General features: G+C 38.6%; 10 protein-coding genes. 8 read left to right on the top strand and 2 right to left on the bottom strand.

All coding sequences use genetic code 11. The features are described from left to right. The first annotated feature begins 14 nt into the window (after nt 1–14). The 5 genes from J4051_RS10815 to J4051_RS10795 all read left to right on the top strand — a co-directional run bounded on the left by J4051_RS10815 (nt 15) and on the right by J4051_RS10795 (nt 10,889). On the top strand, nt 15–2,111 hold the full coding sequence (locus J4051_RS10815; RefSeq protein ID WP_208233885.1) for a GDSL-type esterase/lipase family protein: 2,097 nt from the start codon (nt 15–17) through the stop codon (nt 2,109–2,111). 16 nt (nt 2,112–2,127) lie between these two features. Further along, nucleotides 2,128–3,309, top strand: coding sequence for a glycoside hydrolase family 27 protein (locus J4051_RS10810; RefSeq protein ID WP_208233884.1), 1,182 nt, complete (start codon nt 2,128–2,130; stop codon nt 3,307–3,309). Between the two features lie 98 nt (nt 3,310–3,407). Continuing rightward, nucleotides 3,408–5,462: a family 20 glycosylhydrolase gene (locus J4051_RS10805; RefSeq protein WP_208233883.1), complete on the top strand. Its 2,055-nt coding sequence runs from the start codon at nt 3,408–3,410 to the stop codon at nt 5,460–5,462. Nucleotides 5,463–5,775: 313 nt separating this feature from the next. Further along, nucleotides 5,776–8,916: a SusC/RagA family TonB-linked outer membrane protein gene (locus J4051_RS10800; protein WP_208233882.1), complete on the top strand. Its 3,141-nt coding sequence runs from the start codon at nt 5,776–5,778 to the stop codon at nt 8,914–8,916. A 44-nt stretch (nt 8,917–8,960) separates the two neighbouring features. Beyond that, complete coding sequence (locus tag J4051_RS10795) at nt 8,961–10,889, top strand: SusD/RagB family nutrient-binding outer membrane lipoprotein (RefSeq protein WP_208233881.1); 1,929 nt, start codon at nt 8,961–8,963, stop codon at nt 10,887–10,889. Nucleotides 10,890–11,219: 330 nt separating this feature from the next. Here the strand turns inward: J4051_RS10795 and J4051_RS10790 are convergent, their stop codons facing one another. Both J4051_RS10790 and J4051_RS10785 read right to left on the bottom strand, forming a co-directional pair. Next, a complete protein-coding gene (locus J4051_RS10790; RefSeq protein ID WP_208233880.1) occupies nt 11,220–11,930 on the bottom strand; it encodes a LytR/AlgR family response regulator transcription factor in 711 nt (236 codons plus the stop codon). Between the two features lie 45 nt (nt 11,931–11,975). Further along, complete coding sequence (locus J4051_RS10785; protein ID WP_208233879.1) at nt 11,976–13,040, bottom strand: sensor histidine kinase; 1,065 nt, start codon at nt 13,038–13,040, stop codon at nt 11,976–11,978. Nucleotides 13,041–13,244: 204 nt separating this feature from the next. On the opposite strand from J4051_RS10785, the gene J4051_RS10780 reads away from it, so the two are divergent. The 3 genes from J4051_RS10780 (at nt 13,245) to J4051_RS10770 (ending at nt 18,783) form a co-directional block, all read left to right on the top strand. After that, nucleotides 13,245–15,515 (top strand): GH92 family glycosyl hydrolase, encoded by a 2,271-nt coding sequence (locus J4051_RS10780; RefSeq protein WP_394368914.1) that lies wholly within the window; start codon nt 13,245–13,247, stop codon nt 15,513–15,515. Nucleotides 15,516–15,521: 6 nt separating this feature from the next. After that, entirely contained in the window at nt 15,522–17,399 is a 1,878-nt protein-coding gene (locus tag J4051_RS10775) for a sodium:solute symporter family protein (RefSeq protein WP_208233877.1), read from the top strand. 418 nt (nt 17,400–17,817) lie between these two features. After that, nucleotides 17,818–18,783: a glycoside hydrolase family 130 protein gene (locus J4051_RS10770; protein WP_208233876.1), complete on the top strand. Its 966-nt coding sequence runs from the start codon at nt 17,818–17,820 to the stop codon at nt 18,781–18,783. The last annotated feature ends 17 nt before the right edge of the window (nt 18,784–18,800 follow it).

The following is an 18,800-nucleotide window of genomic DNA, read 5'->3' as shown; positions in this document are numbered from 1 at the left end:
TAATACCGTTTAAAATGAAGTCAACTTTAAATTTTTACCAGATTTTGCTCCTGTCGTTGATGTTGCTTTTTTCAGCATCAGCATCAATACAATCACAAAACAAAATAAAAGTCGCCTGCGTTGGAGATAGCGTCACTTTTGGTGCTGGCATTCAAGATCCAAATGAAAACAGTTATCCGGCGCAACTGCAACAGTTGTTGGGTTCAAGTTATGAGGTGGGTAATTTTGGGCATTCGGGTGCTACCATGCTAAAAAATGGTCACAAACCGTATTGGGATAAACCGGAATTTAACAAATCGAAAGATTTTGCCCCAAACATCGTCATCATACATTTGGGATTAAATGATCAAGGCAATAACAATTGGCCAAAGCATAAAGACGAATTTGAGCAGGATTATCTGGATATGATTTCTGTCTATAAAGACCTGCCATCAAAACCAAAAGTCATCATTTGCAGAATGACGCCAACTTTTTCTGGGCATCATTGGTTTGAAGAAGGCATGCGCGAAAGTTTTAAGGAAATTCAGTCAAAAATAGAAACTATTGCCGGAAAAGCTTCTGTTGATGTAATTGATCTTCACGAACCTTTGTACCGGTTTCCAGAATATTTTCCAGATAATTTACATCCCACCAAAGAAGGTGCCCAAATTATCTCCAATAAAGTGTTCAGTGCCATCACTGGGGATTATGGCGATTTGAAATTGCCGTTACTTTATGGAGAAAACATGGTCCTTCAAAGAAACGAAAGCATAAGTTTTAATGGAACGGCCAACTATAATGACACTGTGACCGTTCAATTTAACCAAGAGACGAAACACGTAACGGCGGATTTTAATGGAGGTTGGAAAGTTGATTTTCCATCCATGGAAGCAGGTGGGCCCTATCAACTAAAATTTTCCACGCCCACAAAATCCTATGACCTAGAAAAAGTGTATATCGGTGAGGTTTGGTTGGCTTCAGGACAGTCGAACATGGATTTTATGGTGAGAGATATGGAAAGCGTCGCCACCGTTTTAAAAGATTCCTTAAATGACCAAGTGTTTTTGTTTTCTATGGACGGGAAAACACTGTCTGGAGAAAAATTTAGTGAAGCTGATCTTAAGAATTGCAATGCTGCCGATTATTTTCGATCTTCAGGATGGACCACGTCAAACACTAAGGATCTTGAGAAATTTTCGGCGGTGGCCTATGCTTTTGCCTATTCACTTCAGAAGAAATTAAATGTTCCCGTTGGGATTATTTGTAACGCCATCGGTGGTTCACCTGCTCAAAGTTGGATCAGCAGAGAAGCCATGGAACAAAAGCATGAAACAATTGATCTGCTAAATGACACGCGTTTAAATCCGATGGTAGATGTTTGGGTTGCGGATAGGATCGAGCTCAATATGGAAGGTCATTCCAAAACCAAAATAAGAGCCCGGCATCCTTATCAGCCCACCATTCTATTTGATGCGGGTATTCTGCCCATTAAGGATTACACTATTAAAGGGGTGATTTGGTATCAAGGGGAATCCAATGTTGACCAAATCGAGTTGCATTCAAAGTTATTCAAAATGCTAGTGGATGATTGGCGATATCATTTTCAAAATGAAAACCTGCCTTTCTATTATGTCCAATTAAGTAGTCTAAATAGGTCAACTTGGGGAAGTTTTCGGGATTCACAACGGCGGTTATTGAACATTGCAAATACAGGAATGGCAGTCAGCTACGATGTCGGAAATGAGACAGATGTGCATCCTATAAAAAAATGGATTGTTGGGCAGCGTTTGTCAAAAATAGCGCTTCATAATGATTATAGTTTCGATATTGGTTATTCTGGACCGCTTTTGGATTTTGTGAACGTCATGGGCAACACCCTCGAAATTCATTTTAAACATGGCGAAGGTTTAAAAGCATTAAACAATTCATTCGTACAAGATATTTTTATTGCTAGTTCCGATAAGAAATTTGTCCCTGCCCAAACAAAAATAGTGAATGGTACCTTGCAGGTATGGTCGCCAAAGATTGAAAACCCCAGATATGTAAAATATGGCTATACGCCCTTTTCTGATGGTAATTTGGTCAATGGTTATGGCTTGCCAGCATCGACTTTTTCAAATAGTACAGAATAAATAAAACATCAAAATCATGAAAACAAAAATCTTTTTACTGTTAGCAACCTTCTTTTTATCCAATGGGATGCTTGCTCAAAAATTCGATAATTTGGCAATGACGCCACCAATGGGCTGGAATAGCTGGAACAGTTTTCAATGTGACGGCGTCAATGAAACGGTTATCAAGGAAATGGCGGATGCCATGGTGGAGACCGGTTTTAAGGACGTCGGTTACGAATACATCGTGATTGACGATTGCTGGCAAATAGGCCGCGATGACAATGGGTATATCATCGTGGATAAAGAAAAGTTTCCTTCGGGGATAAAGAGTTTGGTGGACTATGTCCATTCAAAAGGATTGAAATTTGGAATCTATTCTGATGCGGGAACAAAAACCTGCGCCGGTCGTCCTGGAAGTAAAGGATTCGAGCGTCAGGACGCTGAAACCTATGCCAAATGGGATGTCGATTATTTAAAATATGATTGGTGCTTTACCGAAGGACAAGATGCCATCACCTCCTACACCTTGATGAGAGATGAACTTTTCAAAGCAGGGCGACCAATTGTTTTTAGTCTCTGCGAATGGGGTGAAAATAAACCATGGGAATGGGCAAAAGATGTAGGTCATCTGTGGAGAACGACTTTGGACATTGATATGGGCGCAAGATACGATGGCAATATTTGGGGTAATCTTATAGGGTGGTCAGACCTGGTGGACATGCAGGTGGGCTTGGAAAAATATGCAGGTCCTGGGCATTGGAATGACCCGGACATGCTGGCCGTTGGAAATAACAATATGCCAGAAAATGAAGCACGAGCCCATTTTAGTATGTGGTGTATGTTGGCGGCACCGTTAATGGCGGGCAACGATTTAAGGGATATGTCTGAGGTGGATCATAGTATTTTAACCAATAAAGAACTCATTGCCATCAATCAGGATGTTTTGGGCAAGCAAGGTTTTAAGATTGAAGACTATGGCAATTTCGAAATTTGGCAAAAACCATTGACCAATGGCGATATTGCGATCTGCTTTTTTAATAGAGAAACTACAAGTAACACCTATGAGATTGATTGGTCTAAAATTAGAGTCAAGGATTTTGAAGGGGATTATAAAATCAAGGATCTTTGGAAAAATGAGATTGTTGGTGCTACCGATACCACTTTGACGATTGATGTACCTTCACGGGATGTGGTGGTGTTTCGATTGATGAAATAACATAACTAAAGGCAAGTAAGACCAGACCTGATAGGTTTCAACCTGTCCGCCGCAGGAGGAAAACCTGTGAGGTCTATAGAATTATAAATTAAAATCTTATGGAATTTTCTCTTTTCAAAAACAACTTCATTGCCGTCGTTTATTTTATGACTTTAAATCTGTTGTTCATTTTCAACGGATATGCCAATTTGCAACAAGTGCATCCGCTCGAAAACAAATATCCCATCATTCCATCGCCACAAGAAACTACTTATGGCATTGGTGAATTGGCGTTTAAAACCATACATATTACTGCCTCGGATTTTAAAAATGAATCTGATGGGTTGAGCGCATTCTTCAAAAAAGAAGGCATTAAGGAATCATCCAAAGGTTTGAAGATTCAAATCATTAATAAACAACTACCAGTGGATAACCCAGATGAAGCCTATAAGTTAAGTATTGATAGCGATATTAAAATTTGGGCATCTACGGAAAGAGGAGCTTATTACGCCATAAAAACACTCCAACAAATTTTTAGGAAACAGGGTAAAGAAGGTCTGTTTCCAAAGTTAAAAATCACCGATTGGCCTGCATTTAAAATTCGGGGATTTATGCACGATACCGGGCGGAATTTTCAATCTGTAGACCAATTAAAAGAGCAAATTGAAGTCCTCTCACAATACAAATACAATGTCTTCCATTGGCATTTAACCGATGATCCAGGATGGCGATTGGAAAGCAAACTGTATCCGCAATTACAATCGCAAGAGGCGACATCACGTGGAAAGGGAAAGTTTTATACGCAAGAAGAATTTAAGGACATTGTAGCATTCTGTAAGGCACGTCATATCACGGTGATTCCAGAATTTGATATCCCTGGCCATTCTCAGGCCTTTAGAAAAGCCATGGGCTTTGAAACCATGAAAGATGAACGCGCACTACCCACATTACTGGATCTGTTTGACGAATTATGTGGTTTGGTCAGCGCTGAGGACATGCCATTCATTCATATCGGTACGGATGAGGTCAGGAATCGTGAAGAATATGTGGAAGACGGATTTGTAAAACAAATCATGGATCGCGTCAGGGCTCATGATAGAGACCTTATCGTTTGGATGGAAGGGATTGAAGTGAAAGGAGATTCTACGTCCATCAATCAGCTTTGGGCGCAATTTGATCCGAGACCAGGGCATCGTTTTATCGACTCGCGCGCCAATTATATCAACCATTTGGATCCTTTTGCGGGCATGTCGCGCTTGTTTTTTCAACAACCTTGCCGACAGCCTAAAGGTGATTCGCTCGCGTTGGGAGGTATATTATGTGCGTGGCCCGACAATAATGTGGCAAATGAACGTGATATTCTGAAACAAAATCCAATTTATCCCTCCATCGTTTTTTATTCTGATGCGATCTGGAAAGGAAGAAAGGAGAACAAACTGGACTATTGGGCCAAACTACCAGGATTAAATACTACCGAATTACAGGAATTCAAAGATTTTGAAGACAAGGTCATCATTCATCGTGATCTATTTTTTGAGGGCAAGGAATTTCCTTATATCAGGCAAACCGATTTTCAATGGAATGTGATTGGGCCATTTGAGAATAACAATAATGTCGATTTAAAGTTTCCAGTTGAAAATGAATTGATCGCTTCTTATAAGGTTGACGGAAAAATTTATAAATGGTCTGAACCCAAAGTTGGTGGCACGCTTCATTTCAAACACTTTTTCAGTTTCCCGGCATTGACCACTGAGAGAACAGGTACCTATTATGCAACTACTGAAATCTATTCGCCAGATGACCGCCTGCAAGATTTCTGGGTAGGTTTTCAAGGTTGGTCAAGATCTGGTGGTCGACGGGTAGGGCCTTTTCCAGATCAAGGGGAGTGGCACACCACGAATCCTAAACTATGGGTCAACAATTTAGAAATAGCACCACCAGTTTGGAAACAGCCCAATTTGGAAACCAGAACGGACGAAATCCCGTTTATTGACGAAGATTATTTTTTCCGAGCGCCGACTAAAATACAGCTTAAAAAAGGGTGGAATACGGTGCTCTTGAAGATCCCACAGGATGACAACTCTTGGAAATGGATGTTCACCTGTGTTCCAGTTGATTCTGAAAATAATCAAGTAAGAGAGGTGAGCGCCTTAAAATTCAGAACGATTTTTTAATGTGCTGGGAATTTGACCTCAAATTCTTTTTTAAGCATAATTATTTTTAAGGAAAAGGATTAAAAAACTTAAAATTTTGTGGGATAAAAGCAGAAATAAACAGTAGAGAAACACCACTATTTTTATAATAGTTGCCTTTGAAAATATTATTCTAATTCTAAAGTTATTTTAACTCAAATTTGGCAATATTTTGCTTACTACAAGGTTATATGTCGCCCTACTCCTTACTAAAAACGTCATTAGTCGAAAATATTTACAAATGATGGCTTTATTGCATTCATTTAAGAAATCAAATTAAACTTATAACAAAATTATGACAAAAAAGGTACTTAAATTACTGTTTGTGTTTGGGATTCTATGCACTTATGGTATGCAGGCGCAAACAACGGTAAAAGGAGTTGTTGTTGACGCTGCAAGCAGTTTGGGACTTCCAGGAGTTAGTGTGGTTCTTAAAGGCACTAGCACAGGAACAACAACAGATTTTGATGGTAATTACAGTATTAATGTACCAGGTGAGGAAGGCATTTTGCAGTTTTCTTACATGGGCTTTACTACCCAAGAGATTGCTATTAATAGTCAAAGCACAATCAACGTCTCTCTCGTAGAAGACGTGAGTCTTTTGGACGAAGTAGTAGTTACTGCACTTGGGATTAAAAGAGAACGTAAATCTTTAGGATATGCTGTTCAGGAAGTAAAGGGTGAGGCCTTGACAGAAGCGAGAGAAACCAACGTCGCCAATGCTTTATCTGGTAAGATAGCAGGTATTCAGGTGATTAAAGGAAGTAATGGTCCTGCCAGTTCTTCTAAAATTGTCCTTCGTGGAAATAGCTCACTTACTGGAGATAACCAGCCGTTGATAGTTGTTGATGGCGTTCCTATGGATAACTTTACGGGAGCTGACAATAATGACTTCTGGAACCCTTCACAAGATATGGGAAATGGTCTGGGAGATTTAAACCCTGATGATATTGAAACCATGACAGTTTTAAAAGGTGCATCTGCAGCGGCTCTTTATGGCTCACGTGCAGGTAACGGTGTTATTTTGATCACCACTAAAACCGGTAAAGCAAGAAAGGGATTAGGTATTACTTTTTCTGCAACTACAGGTTTTGAAAGAATGTTTCTGGAACCAAAGACCCAAAGTTCATTCTCTCAAGGTTATGATGGCGTTTATGATGCTACAAATAAGGATTATGCTCGAAAGAGTTGGGGAACCAAGATTGAAGGACAATCCGTTACTGATTGGAAAGGTGATCCAACAACTTTAAGAGCTTATGATAATATGGGCAACTACTATGATGGTGGGTTTAACCAAACTTATAGCTTATCATTCCAACAACAAGTGACAGAAGGTACTTCATTATACTCCTCTGCCAGTTATTTGCATGATGATAGTAATGTCCCTGGATCAACTTTAGAACGATTGAACTTAACTACCAGAGCGGTTTCAAATTTTGGAGAAAATAAGAAATGGACCACTGATGTGAAAGTTCAGTATATCAATACTAAAGCAGGTAACAGACCTTTAAATGGTTCAAATAACAATAATGCTTTTGGAACACTCGCACAGTTGCCAGTGTCATTGGATATTACCCAATTTGAAAATAGTTCTGATGAGTTTGGTAAAATGAGATGGTTTACTACTGAGAACTCTGAAAACCCATACTGGTCTGTGAAAAACAGATTGAGTAATGATGCGAGAGATCGTTTCTTATTGAACGGATCTATTAAATATGATATTACAGATTGGTTAAGTTCTGAAGTAAGAGCAGGTGCTGATATTTATACAACTACCACCGAATCTAAATTATACGCAGGTAGCCCAGGAAACGATACCGGAAGATATGGTTTTGGGAAAGACTCTTTTATCGAGAAAAACTTCAGTTTCTTATTGATGGCCGCTCAAGATGATATTATTGGTAAATTTGGAGGTTCTGCAACTCTTGGTGGAAATATCATGGGACGAAGTTCTAATCATATTAGCGGAAGTTCTGGAGTTCTTGTAGTTCCTAACCTATTCTCATTGAATAACGGTGAAAATGCTCCAAGTGTCAATCAAGGCTCATCTGAGAGAAGAACCAATTCTCTTTATGGAACTTTCCAAATCAATTATGACGGATTCTTATTTGTTGATTTTACAGGACGTAATGACTGGTCTTCGACTTTAAGTAAGGAAAACAGATCATTCTTCTATCCATCTATTAGTGGGTCATTCGTATTTACAGATATGATTAGAAAGGCCGGTTCTGAATTACCAGGGTGGTTAACCTTTGGTAAAATTAGAGCGTCTTACGCTACTGTAGGTAATGACCTTCCGCCATACAGGCTTTATAACAGTTATTGGATTGGTAATGATTCCAATGGGAATACGACTGCAGGAACAAACAATACCCTTTTTAATCCTGATTTAAGAAGTGAGTTGATCAAATCACAAGAAGTTGGTTTTGAAGCACGTTTCTTCAATAATAGATTAGGATTGGATTTTGCTTGGTACAAATCTAACGCTACCAACCAATTGATTGGTTTACCGTTGGATCCATTGAGTGGTTATAATGAGAAGATGGTCAATGCCGGAGATGTACAAAACAAAGGTGTTGAGTTATCTCTTAATGGTAGAATTCTTGATGACCCAGAAGGTTTTAGCTGGGATGCAAGCATTAACTATTCAACAAATAAAAATACAATTGAAAGTTTAGCAGATGACGTCACTCAGTTCCGTTTGGGAGGTTATGATAATTTATCAGTCCTCGCAATTGAAGGAGGTGGTTATGGCGAAATATGGGGTACTAAGTTTGATAGAGTAACGGATCAAACCAGTCCATATTACGGACAAATTATTTTGGACGGCACAGGATTGCCTGTAGCTGCCAATAATGGTGAAAGGTTTAAATTAGGAGAGCAACAACCTAAAGCAATGATCGGTTTTTCAAACAATTTTACTTATAAAAACCTATCTTTAGGATTCTTGATTGACGCTCGAATAGGTGGAGAGATTTTCTCTGGTTCAAATCATGCGATGCAGCTTTCTGGGAACGCTGCAGTGACTGTTGTTAATGGCGAAAGAGCTGACATTGTTGTTGATGGTGTTGTTAGTGATGGAAGTGGGGGTTATACGGTAAATAGCCAAGGTGTTTCACCTCAGAGATATTGGGAAGCTATTACAACGAGATCTGGAAACTTAGGGATTAATGAAGCCAATATTTACGATGCTACCAACGTAAGGTTGAGAAATATTAACCTTAATTATTCTATACCATCAGAATGGTTAGGAGGTTCTGGAATACAAAATCTTAAATTAGGACTTTCTGCGAACAACGTATGGATGTTGAAAAATAACTTAAATGGTATTGATCCAGAGTCTGTTTTTGCGACTTCTACCAATGCCACAGGTTTTGAATACCTTTCACCTCCAACAACAAGTAGCGTATTCTTGAACGTATCTTTAAGTTTCTAAAATTAACGTATCATTTAAGTTACAAAAATTATAATATACAAGTTATGAGAAAAATATTAAAAAAAACAAGCTTAGTTGGTGGTGTGCTGTTAGCATTCCTGTCCTGTTCTGAGTTTGAAGAATTAAATATAGATCCTGTCGCAGCAAGTGGCGATCAAGTACAGATAGAGTATTTTATTAATAATTCTATAGGAGGTGCCCAACAAGATCCACATATTGCTGAGCGCGTATTCGTTCTCTATTGGGATCGTGCATCACGAATGATTAAGCCTGCAGGGATATCAGCAGGTAGTCCGAACGATGGTTGGTCAAGTGACTATTACAATGGTTATATTTCTTCATGGTTGAGAAACATTAATGCGGGTATCAAAGTTGCTGACCAACAAATGGAAGTAGGAACAGCTAGAGAGCATACGCCAAACCTTAAGCAAGTAGCAAGAATTTGGCGTGCCTACATTATGAGTGAAATGGCTGATAATTTTGGTCCTATCCCTGTAGATGGTTTTCAAGGTGTCAACCCTGAGTACAGCGATGTGCAAACTGTCTATTATTACATTCTTGAAGAGTTAAAAGAAGCTTCAAATGCATTAGATCTTAGTTTAACGAATCAAAGTGATGCTTTAAAAGATCTGGATCCGGCTTACGGTTATGATTACGCAAAATGGAGAAAGTACGCAAATTCTTTAAGAATGCGTTTAGCAATGCGTTTGTCAGAGGTAGATCCGGCAAAAGCCCAATCAGAATTTGAAAGTGCTGTAGCTGGTGATTTTATCAAAGAAGCAGCAGATAATTTTGCCGTTGAAGAAAATAATGGATGGGATAATTTTACAGGAGTTATGACCAGACCTTGGTATAATCAGGAAATAACTGCGACACTTAACAACTTGATGATTGGGTTAGGTGGTATTCCGTCTGCAGATGTGCTATCGGCTGCTCAACAAGCGCACATTAAACCGGCAAACTATATGGGACTCCGATTTGATGAGCATTTTGCACTGAAAACAAATGATCCTTCGGCAGGATACTTCTTTGATGGCTTACAAAACACAATTGACCCAAGAGCTTACAAGATATATACAGTACCCGGAGATTTTAACAACCCACAATATATGGGCAATAGTGATGAGAAATCTACAGGCGTGATTGCAAATATTGTTCAAGATTCTGAAGGCAAGGATGTAGATGACGTTTTGAAAACCCTTAATGGTGCTAATACATGGAACGCGTATGCTGGAGGTAACTGGGTGGCACCTGGAAAGAAAATTAAAAATGAGATGATTAACTTGGCAGGTGCTTTACCACGTATGGTAAAAAAGTACAGAAATGGGACGAGTGAAAGAGTATTCTTCGCCTCATGGGAATCTCATTTTTTAATTGCGGAAGCAGCTGTAAGAGGCTGGACTGTGCCAATGGGTGGAAAAGAAGCTTATGAGCAAGGTATTGCTGATAGCTTTGCTTACAACGGTACTTCAAGTCAATTAAGTGATTATTTGGCTTCTGAAGATTATAGTAGGGTAGGAACCTCTGTTAGTTGGACTCATACTGATGAGCCACCAACATCAATAGCTGTGACTTATAAGAATGGTTATACTGGTGCTGCTGGTACAGCTACGTTAAAATACCCAGTAAATAATCTGTACGAAAATGGTAATATTAAAAATGATCTTTTGACAAAAATTATTACTCAAAAGTTTATTGCTCAAACGCCATGGTTACCATTGGAAACTTGGAACGACCAAAGACGTTTAGGGTTGCCATTTTTTGAAAACCTTGCCATTGAAACTCCTTTAACTAATATGCCAGCATTGACTGACGGCAATTATATGACAAGTGACATCAAGTTTTTTCCGCAAAGGTTAAAATACCCATCTAATTTCCCGAATAATATCCCTGGTGGATATGCGCAAGCCGTTGACAAATTAGGAGGTCCTGATGACGTGTTTACGCCATTATGGTGGGCAAAACAGGAGTAAGATAAATAAGATTTCATTTTTTTATTTTTATGTTTAGTCGAAAGGGAGAACTTTTAGAAGTTCTCCCTTTTTTGATTTCAATAACTAAAGGTTTTTGGGCTGATGTTCAAATATAAAAGGGAATGTATAGGAAATATTTAATAGTGAAGTAAGTACTCAATAGTCCTTCCCTCAGAAATCATACTTGTTTAGAATATTGAGGATTAAAAAAGACAAGAAGTGAGGTTGTTTTGTTCGAAAAAAGCACCAAAAAACACCCAAAATCAGAGCTGAGAATATCGTATTAAAAGCGTTTTTATTTCTTAGTACTTTGTGCTGAATACTTGATTTCTAAATGGAAGAATTTAAAATCTTGTCCTTGACTTCATCAATATAAGACCTTCCGATCACATACCTCATGCCATCAATTTCAATACTGTTACCTTCAACGGCATCAATCTTATTGATTGAAATGGTATAGGATCTATGGATCCTGATAAAGTCTGTGGAAGGTAATAAGTTAGTGAAATCTGATAAGGTACTATGAATCATAAATCGGCCGTTGGTCGTATTGATTTTTAAATAATCCTTTAAGCTTTCGACAACCAATATTTCATCCAAAAACACCTTTTTCATTTTTTTCTTATCGATTTTAATGAAAAGATAGGGGCGTGATTTACCAGTCTCTGAAGCAGGTTGATTAATGTTCATTCTACGGTAAACCTTGTTTAGCGCATTCATGAACCTCGGGAATTCAATTGGTTTGACCAAATAATCAAGGACATCAAGTTCATACGTCTCAATGGCATATTCAGTATAGGCACTGGTAATAATTATTAAAGGAGGTTCCTTTAAACTTTTGATAAAATTCATCCCGTCAAGAACCGGCATATTAATGTCCAAAAAAATAACATCAACCTTATGGTGCTTTAAATAATTCAATCCGTCAATAGCGTTATTGAAGGTGTTAGACAACTCGATGTCTTCAATCTTCTGCAGGTAATTTTTAATTACATTAACAGCTAATGGCTCGTCGTCAATAATTAAACACTTAATTTTCATGCCTTTTGTTTTAGTAGGAAGAGACTTTTAAGAAATACTCTACGGTTATAAGTTACTCACTCTTATTTTAAGCTTTACTGTAAAGATATGATTGTCATCACTTATGGTAAGCTCGTAGTCGTCTTTGTCATAACCTAATTTCAGTCTTTTTTTCACATTTTCTAAACCAATACCACTGGAGTGATTGATGTCATTTTTAAATTCCGTTACTGCAGGTAAAGGGTTCGAGAGGGTAAAATAAAGAAAATCTTCTTCAATTGTGAAATCAATGTCAACTTTAACGAGTCCAATGTTTTTGCTAACGCCGTGTTTGAAAGCATTTTCGACAAAAGTGAGCAATAAAATAGGGGCTATCTCTTTGTCTTCTAAATCTCCCGAAATGGCCATATTGACTTCAAGTAAATCGTCATGGCGAATCTTTTCCAGATCCAAGTAATTTTGAATGCAGATGATTTCCTTTTCTAATGATTGTCGCTTGGATTTTGTTTCATACAGTAGGTACCGCATTAATTCTGAAAGCCTTAAAATGATTTTGGACGTTTTATTTGATTTTTCTAGAGCCAACGAATGAATGTTATTAAGGGTATTGAAAAAAAAGTGCGGCGAGATTTGCGATTTTAAAAACAATAATTCTGTTTCTAATTGATCTTTTTCAAGGTCGGCAACCCTCTTTTGTTCTTTTAAAAAATCTAAAGTTACTTTAATGGCGGTCACAAATGTGATGACATAAAGCTCCCCAATCATCATGTCAACAGTGTAGTTGAGTGTCAAATGATTTATAGGTTCAGGGCCTTCTGGCCAAACATTATTACTTATTAAAAAATAGGTCAGATTGAACTTTGCAAGCACCATTAAATAGATGGCTGAGATAATCAGGATGACATAGGGCAGATACCTTTTTTTGAACAATAGCTTTGGCATCAAAAAGTAAATATTGAAGTAACATAAAGCTATATGTATAGGGAAGCCCAGAAGATTTGTTTTTAATGAATATAGGTAGTCATTGAAGTAGCTTCCCCAACGAAATGTATTGAACAAAAAATAGACCACCCAAAAAATGATGTGATGCCAAAATGATATTTTATAGATGCGTTTGGAGGTAAAGGTCATTTATATAAAAAATTTCGTGATGTTCAGGAGAGTTAACGCGTTGTCCGTCTAAATTAATTTCAATTGTGGTTAAATTTATGAAAATTTATGGAGTGAACTCTCTTTGGAAATTTAGTTTTTGATTATTCGATGAGAGGCTCTGAAACCTGGTGTATATAGATTGAACCTAAAACACAATAAGTATTCGATAATTTGGAATAAAATATAAGTATGAAAAACAAATATCTCATTATTCTATCCGCTATTTTAATTGTAAGCTGTAATAAGCAACCTGAAACTGTAAAAAGTGAAACCGCAATTAACAGTTATGTAGATCCTTTTATCGGTACGGGTGGACATGGACATACATATCCCGGAGCAACCGTGCCTTTTGGAATGTTGCAAGTGAGCCCAGTAAACGGCATCAGTGCTTGGGATTGGTGTTCAGGATATCATTACTCTGATGATACTGCTATTGGTTTCAGTCATTTAAGCTTGAGTGGAACAGGGATTGGCGACTTGGCAGATATTATTTTTATGCCCATCAATAAAGCGGTGGACTTAACGCCAAACCCAATGTCCCGCGATAGTCTTGCGTATAAATCCACTTACAATCATAACAACGAAACCGCAACGCCTGGATATTACCAAGTGTTTTTGGAAGACCATGATATCAATGTCGAATTGACCACATCAGATAGAACAGCTTATCATAAATACACTTTTAAAGAGGGTGATGAACAATCGGTAGTAATAGATTTGGGCTTCGCAATCAATTGGGATAAAGCGGTTGCTACCTCACTTAAAGTGGAAGACCGATACACTATTAGCGGATACCGTCATAGTACAGGGTGGGCGCATAATCAGAAAGTATTTTTCGTGGCGAAATTCTCAAAGCCAATTGCAGATTATAACATATATGTCGATGGAGAGGTTTTTCAAGAAGGGGAAAATGAAGGTGTTAAAACATCCGCTCAATTATTTTTTGATCCTGCTGAAAAAAGCACCGAATTATTTGCCAAAGTGGCCTTGTCCTCTGTGAGCATTGAAAATGCTAAAGAAAACATGGGAGTTGATGGTTTTGATTTTGATAAAACTAAGGCAGCTGCTGATAAGTTATGGGAATCAGCCTTGTCGACTATTGTTGTTGAGACCCCAACGGATTCGTTAAAAACTATTTTCTATACGGCACTTTACCACGCCCAATTGGCACCCGTAACTTTTAGTGATAAAAACGGCCAATTCAGAATGGAAAATGACAGTATTGTGACCGCCAAAAATTATACCGCCTATTCTACCTTATCGCTTTGGGACACCTTTAGAGCAGAGCACCCGTTATTAACATTCATTGCCAGAGATCGGGTTTCTGATATGGTCAACTCGATGTTGGCCTATTATGAGGTTAGAGAAATTTTACCTGTCTGGACCTTATACGGGAATGAAACAAATACCATGACTGGCTACCATTCGATTCCTGTGATTGTTGAAGCCTACAAAAAAGGAATTCGTGGTTTTGATGTGGAAAAGGCCTATGCAGCTATGAAAAACACCATGATGCAGGATGAACGTGGCCTGGATCATTATAAAAAATACGGCTATATTCCTTATAGTTTATTGGACGAATCGGTGACCATCACTTTGGAATACGCCTATAACGATTGGTGTGTGGCCGAAATGGCAAAAGAATTAGGAAAGGAAGAAGACTATCAGTTTTTCTTAAACCGATCAAAAGCCTACCAGTATTTATATGATGAAGGGTCAGGATTTATGCGTGGAAAATCGGTAGATGGAAAATCGTGGAACGAACCTTTTGATCCCAAACATTCCAACCACAGAGAACAAACCGATTATACCGAAGGTAACGCTTGGCAACACAGTTGGTTTGTACCACAGGACGTGGATGATCTGATTAAAATCCACGGTGGAAATGATGCGTTTTCAAAACGATTGGAGCAGTTATTTACAGAAAGTTCTGAAATTACAGGCGATAATATTTCTGCGGATATCACCGGACTTATCGGTCAATATGCACATGGGAATGAACCAAGCCACCATATCGCCTATATGTTCAATCATGCCAATCAGCCTTGGCGTACACAATATTGGGCACGTCAAATTATGGATACGCAATACAACACCACTCCGAATGGGTTGAGTGGAAATGAAGACTGCGGACAAATGAGCGCATGGTACGTCTTGAGCTCAATAGGTTTATATCCTATGAACCCTGCTTCGGCAGAATACGAAATCGGAACCCCGATATTTGAAAAAGCAACAATTAAGCTTTCAGATAATAAAACCTTTGTTATTGAAGCAGAACATGTTTCAGATAAAAATTTCTATATCCAATCTGCAACCTTGAATGGAAAGGATTTTAATCAAACAAGAATCTCACATGAAGATATCCTGAAAGGTGGCACTTTACATTTTGTAATGGGTGACCAGCCGAATAAAAACTGGGGAGTTAACAATAGTTCACAACCATCCAACAACTAACAGCTAATGGATATTATTGACGTATCAATTATTGCAGTCTATATTGTTTTAACATTAGGCGTAGGGATTTGGATGTCCAAAAGAGCCTCCAAAGGTTTGGACTCCTACTTTCTCGGTGGCAATTCCATAAAATGGTATTATTTAGGATTGAGCAACGGCTCAGGAATGTTTGATATTTCTGGAACGGCACTCATGGTAGGTTGGCTTTTCCTTTATGGTACCAAGAGTTTTATGCTCATGTGGCTCTGGCCTATTTGGAATCAGATTTTTATCATGATGTTTTTGGCCGTTTGGATCAGACGCTCCAATATCATGACCGGATCTGAATGGATCCTGACGCGTTTTGGCGACGATAGAGCCGGACGGGCCTCACACAAAATCGTAGCACTCTTTGCGGTGATTGCGTCCATAGGGTTTATAGCCTATTTCTTTGAGGGTGTGGGTAAATTCATGACGGTTATTCTGCCGTGGGATTTAGCGTTACATATTGGGACTTCAGAAATATTGACTTCTGAGCAATCTTATGCCTTGATCATTATTTTTCTGACGACTATTTACACAATTAAAGGGGGTATGTTTTCCGTTGTGGCTACAGAGGTTCTGCAATATGGGATTATGGTAATTGCTGGAATTTTAGTTGCTGCCTACTCATTTGTAGCGTTCACCGATATTGAAGTCACAAGTGTACTTACTGAAGAGTGGAAAAATATTTTCTTCGGTTGGGAATTGGAAACCCATTGGAGCGAAAAATATCAAGCGTTTAATGATTTAGTCGATTCCGAAGGTTACAAAATGTTTGGTGCCTTGATCGGGATGAGTCTTTTTAAAGGTTTTTTTGCCAGTATCGCTGGGCCAACACCAAGTTTTGACATGCAACGCATCCTCTCAACCAAGACAGTTAAAGAGGCGGCGTATATGAGTGGATTTACCAATCTTGTGTTGTTTATTCCTCGGTATTTATTAATTGGTGGCGTGGTCGTTATTGCATTGGTGATATTGGCGCCCGAGATGGCTGCAAATCCTAATTTGGCTTGGGCTGATTTGGAGATTTTACTGCCACAAGTAGTTAATTTCCATGTTCCCGTTGGCGTTAAAGGTCTGCTCTTAGCGGGGCTTTTGGCAGCCTTTATGTCCACGTTTTCAGCTTTTGTCAACGCTGGTCCGGCTTATATTGTCAATGATATTTACAAGAAATACTTCAAGCCCGAAGCTTCGAATAAACATTATATTAGAGCGAGCCATATTGCGTCTTTTGCCGTGGTAGGCCTTGGCGTATTTATGGGCTTCTTTGCCGATTCCATCAACTCATTGACCTTATGGATTACCAGTTCTCTATTTGGAGGTTACGTGGCGGCCAATTTCCTAAAATGGATTTGGTGGCGCTTTAACGGTTGGGGTTATTTCTGGGGCATGCTCTCGGGATTGATTATTGCCAGTCTCCAGTTTTTAATGGATCAGAATAAAGAACATTTTACTGAAGGTACATTACTTTACGATTTGTCGCATGTATCCGCCATATACTTGTTTCCAATCATATTTGGAGTTTCACTCTTGGGATCTTTCTTAGGAACCTATCTAACAAAACCGACGGATATGGCAGTGCTTAAATCCTTCTATTCCAACGTCCATCCGTGGGGATATTGGAAGCCTGTTTTAAAAGAATTGAAGAAAGACAACTCTGAAATTGAACGGAATTCTGAATTCTGGCCGGATATGTTAAATTGTGCCATTGGGATTGTATGGCAATCCAGCATGATTGTACTGCCCATTTACTTTATTATCCGCGATTATCCTAAGGCATTTGTTTCTTTAGGCGTATTTTTGATAACATCGCTGATTTTGAAGTTTACGTGGTTGGATAAGGTGCGGAAGATTCCGAATTAGGGATTAATTGTGAGTTAAGAGTTATGAGTTATGAGTGGTGAGAGAACTACATGACCAATGCTGGAAGACCGATGACCGAAGAAAAACTGATGGCTGCCGACTGCCAACTGTTGACTGAAGACTGAGGACTTATAACGTAGCAAGAACAAATAATAGTGGATTAGAAGAATAAATAATAAATCATAAGTGTCCGATAAAAAATTAAAGGACCCACTTGAAACAAAGGGTGTTACGGGATTTTGAAAATGACATTTTACTTTTTAGAAACTATTATAAGGAGAGTGATTGGACAATTTTAATTTAAATACATGTGTTTGTCAATTAGTTACAATCAAGTCTTTGTTCTTTATTCTATAAGCGCAGCGGTCTTGATTCTTTATCGAACAACAATGATAATAAATAATAATAATTAACGTATATGAGTACATTTCCTTGGCAAGATAAACCGGAAGGTTGCAATGATGTAGTTTGGAGATATTCTGAAAATCCTATCATCAATAGATATGATATTCCAACCTCCAACAGTATTTTTAATAGTGCCGTGGTGCCTTTTGGCGATGGCTTTGCTGGTGTTTTCAGGTGTGATAACAAATCGGTTCAGATGAATATTTTTGCTGGTTTCAGTAAAAATGGGATCGATTGGGACATCAATCATGAGCCTATCGTGATGCAAGCAGGAAACACAGAAATGATTGAATCTGATTACAAATATGACCCACGCGTTGTATGGATTGAAGATCGATATTGGATCACATGGTGTAATGGCTATCACGGACCAACCATCGGGATTGCTTATACCTACGATTTCAAAGAGTTTTTCCAATGTGAAAATGCCTTCTTGCCGTTCAATAGAAACGGGGTTTTATTTCCTAAAAAGATCAACGGAAAGTACGCGATGTTAAGTCGCCCAAGCGATAATGGCCATACGCCATTTGGTGATATTTACATCAGCTATAGTCCTGATATGATATATTGGGGAGAGCACCGATGCGTAATGAAAACGACTGCATTTGTGGATAGTGCATGGCAGTGTACCAAGATTGGCGCAGGTCCAATTCCTATTTTAACGGATGAAGGTTGGTTGATGATCTATCACGGGGTAATCACGACCTGTAACGGTTTCCGATATGCGATGGGGGCTGCTCTTTTAGATGAACATCAACCCGATAAAGTGAAATACAGAACCCAGCCCTATTTATTGGGTCCGGCAGAGCTTTACGAAACCACAGGCGATGTACCCAACGTTGTATTCCCTTGTGCGGCCTTGCACGATATAGAAGAAGATAAACTGGCCATTTACTATGGTGCAGCTGATACGGTAGTTGCCATGGCATTCGGGAAACTGAGCGAAGTCGTTCAGTTTACAAAAGATAATAGTTTATAAGTTCATAAGACCTGCAA

The organism is Gelidibacter pelagius (assembly GCF_017581925.1).
Taxonomy (GTDB): domain Bacteria; phylum Bacteroidota; class Bacteroidia; order Flavobacteriales; family Flavobacteriaceae; genus Gelidibacter; species Gelidibacter pelagius.
Note: the sequence above shows the minus strand (reverse complement) of the source record. Positions and strands in the feature narration are given on the sequence as shown.

What these genes read in the sequence shown, in the direction of transcription:
- J4051_RS10815 (WP_208233885.1), top strand. Translation starts at nt 15, where the DNA reads ATGAAGTCAACTTTAAATTTTTACCAGATTTTGCTCCTGTCGTTGATG.
- J4051_RS10810 (WP_208233884.1), top strand. Translation starts at nt 2,128, where the DNA reads ATGAAAACAAAAATCTTTTTACTGTTAGCAACCTTCTTTTTATCCAAT.
- J4051_RS10805 (WP_208233883.1), top strand. Translation starts at nt 3,408, where the DNA reads ATGGAATTTTCTCTTTTCAAAAACAACTTCATTGCCGTCGTTTATTTT.
- J4051_RS10800 (WP_208233882.1), top strand. Translation starts at nt 5,776, where the DNA reads ATGACAAAAAAGGTACTTAAATTACTGTTTGTGTTTGGGATTCTATGC.
- J4051_RS10795 (WP_208233881.1), top strand. Translation starts at nt 8,961, where the DNA reads ATGAGAAAAATATTAAAAAAAACAAGCTTAGTTGGTGGTGTGCTGTTA.
- J4051_RS10790 (WP_208233880.1), bottom strand. Translation starts at nt 11,930, where the DNA reads ATGAAAATTAAGTGTTTAATTATTGACGACGAGCCATTAGCTGTTAAT.
- J4051_RS10785 (WP_208233879.1), bottom strand. Translation starts at nt 13,040, where the DNA reads ATGACCTTTACCTCCAAACGCATCTATAAAATATCATTTTGGCATCAC.
- J4051_RS10775 (WP_208233877.1), top strand. Translation starts at nt 15,522, where the DNA reads ATGGATATTATTGACGTATCAATTATTGCAGTCTATATTGTTTTAACA.
- J4051_RS10770 (WP_208233876.1), top strand. Translation starts at nt 17,818, where the DNA reads ATGAGTACATTTCCTTGGCAAGATAAACCGGAAGGTTGCAATGATGTA.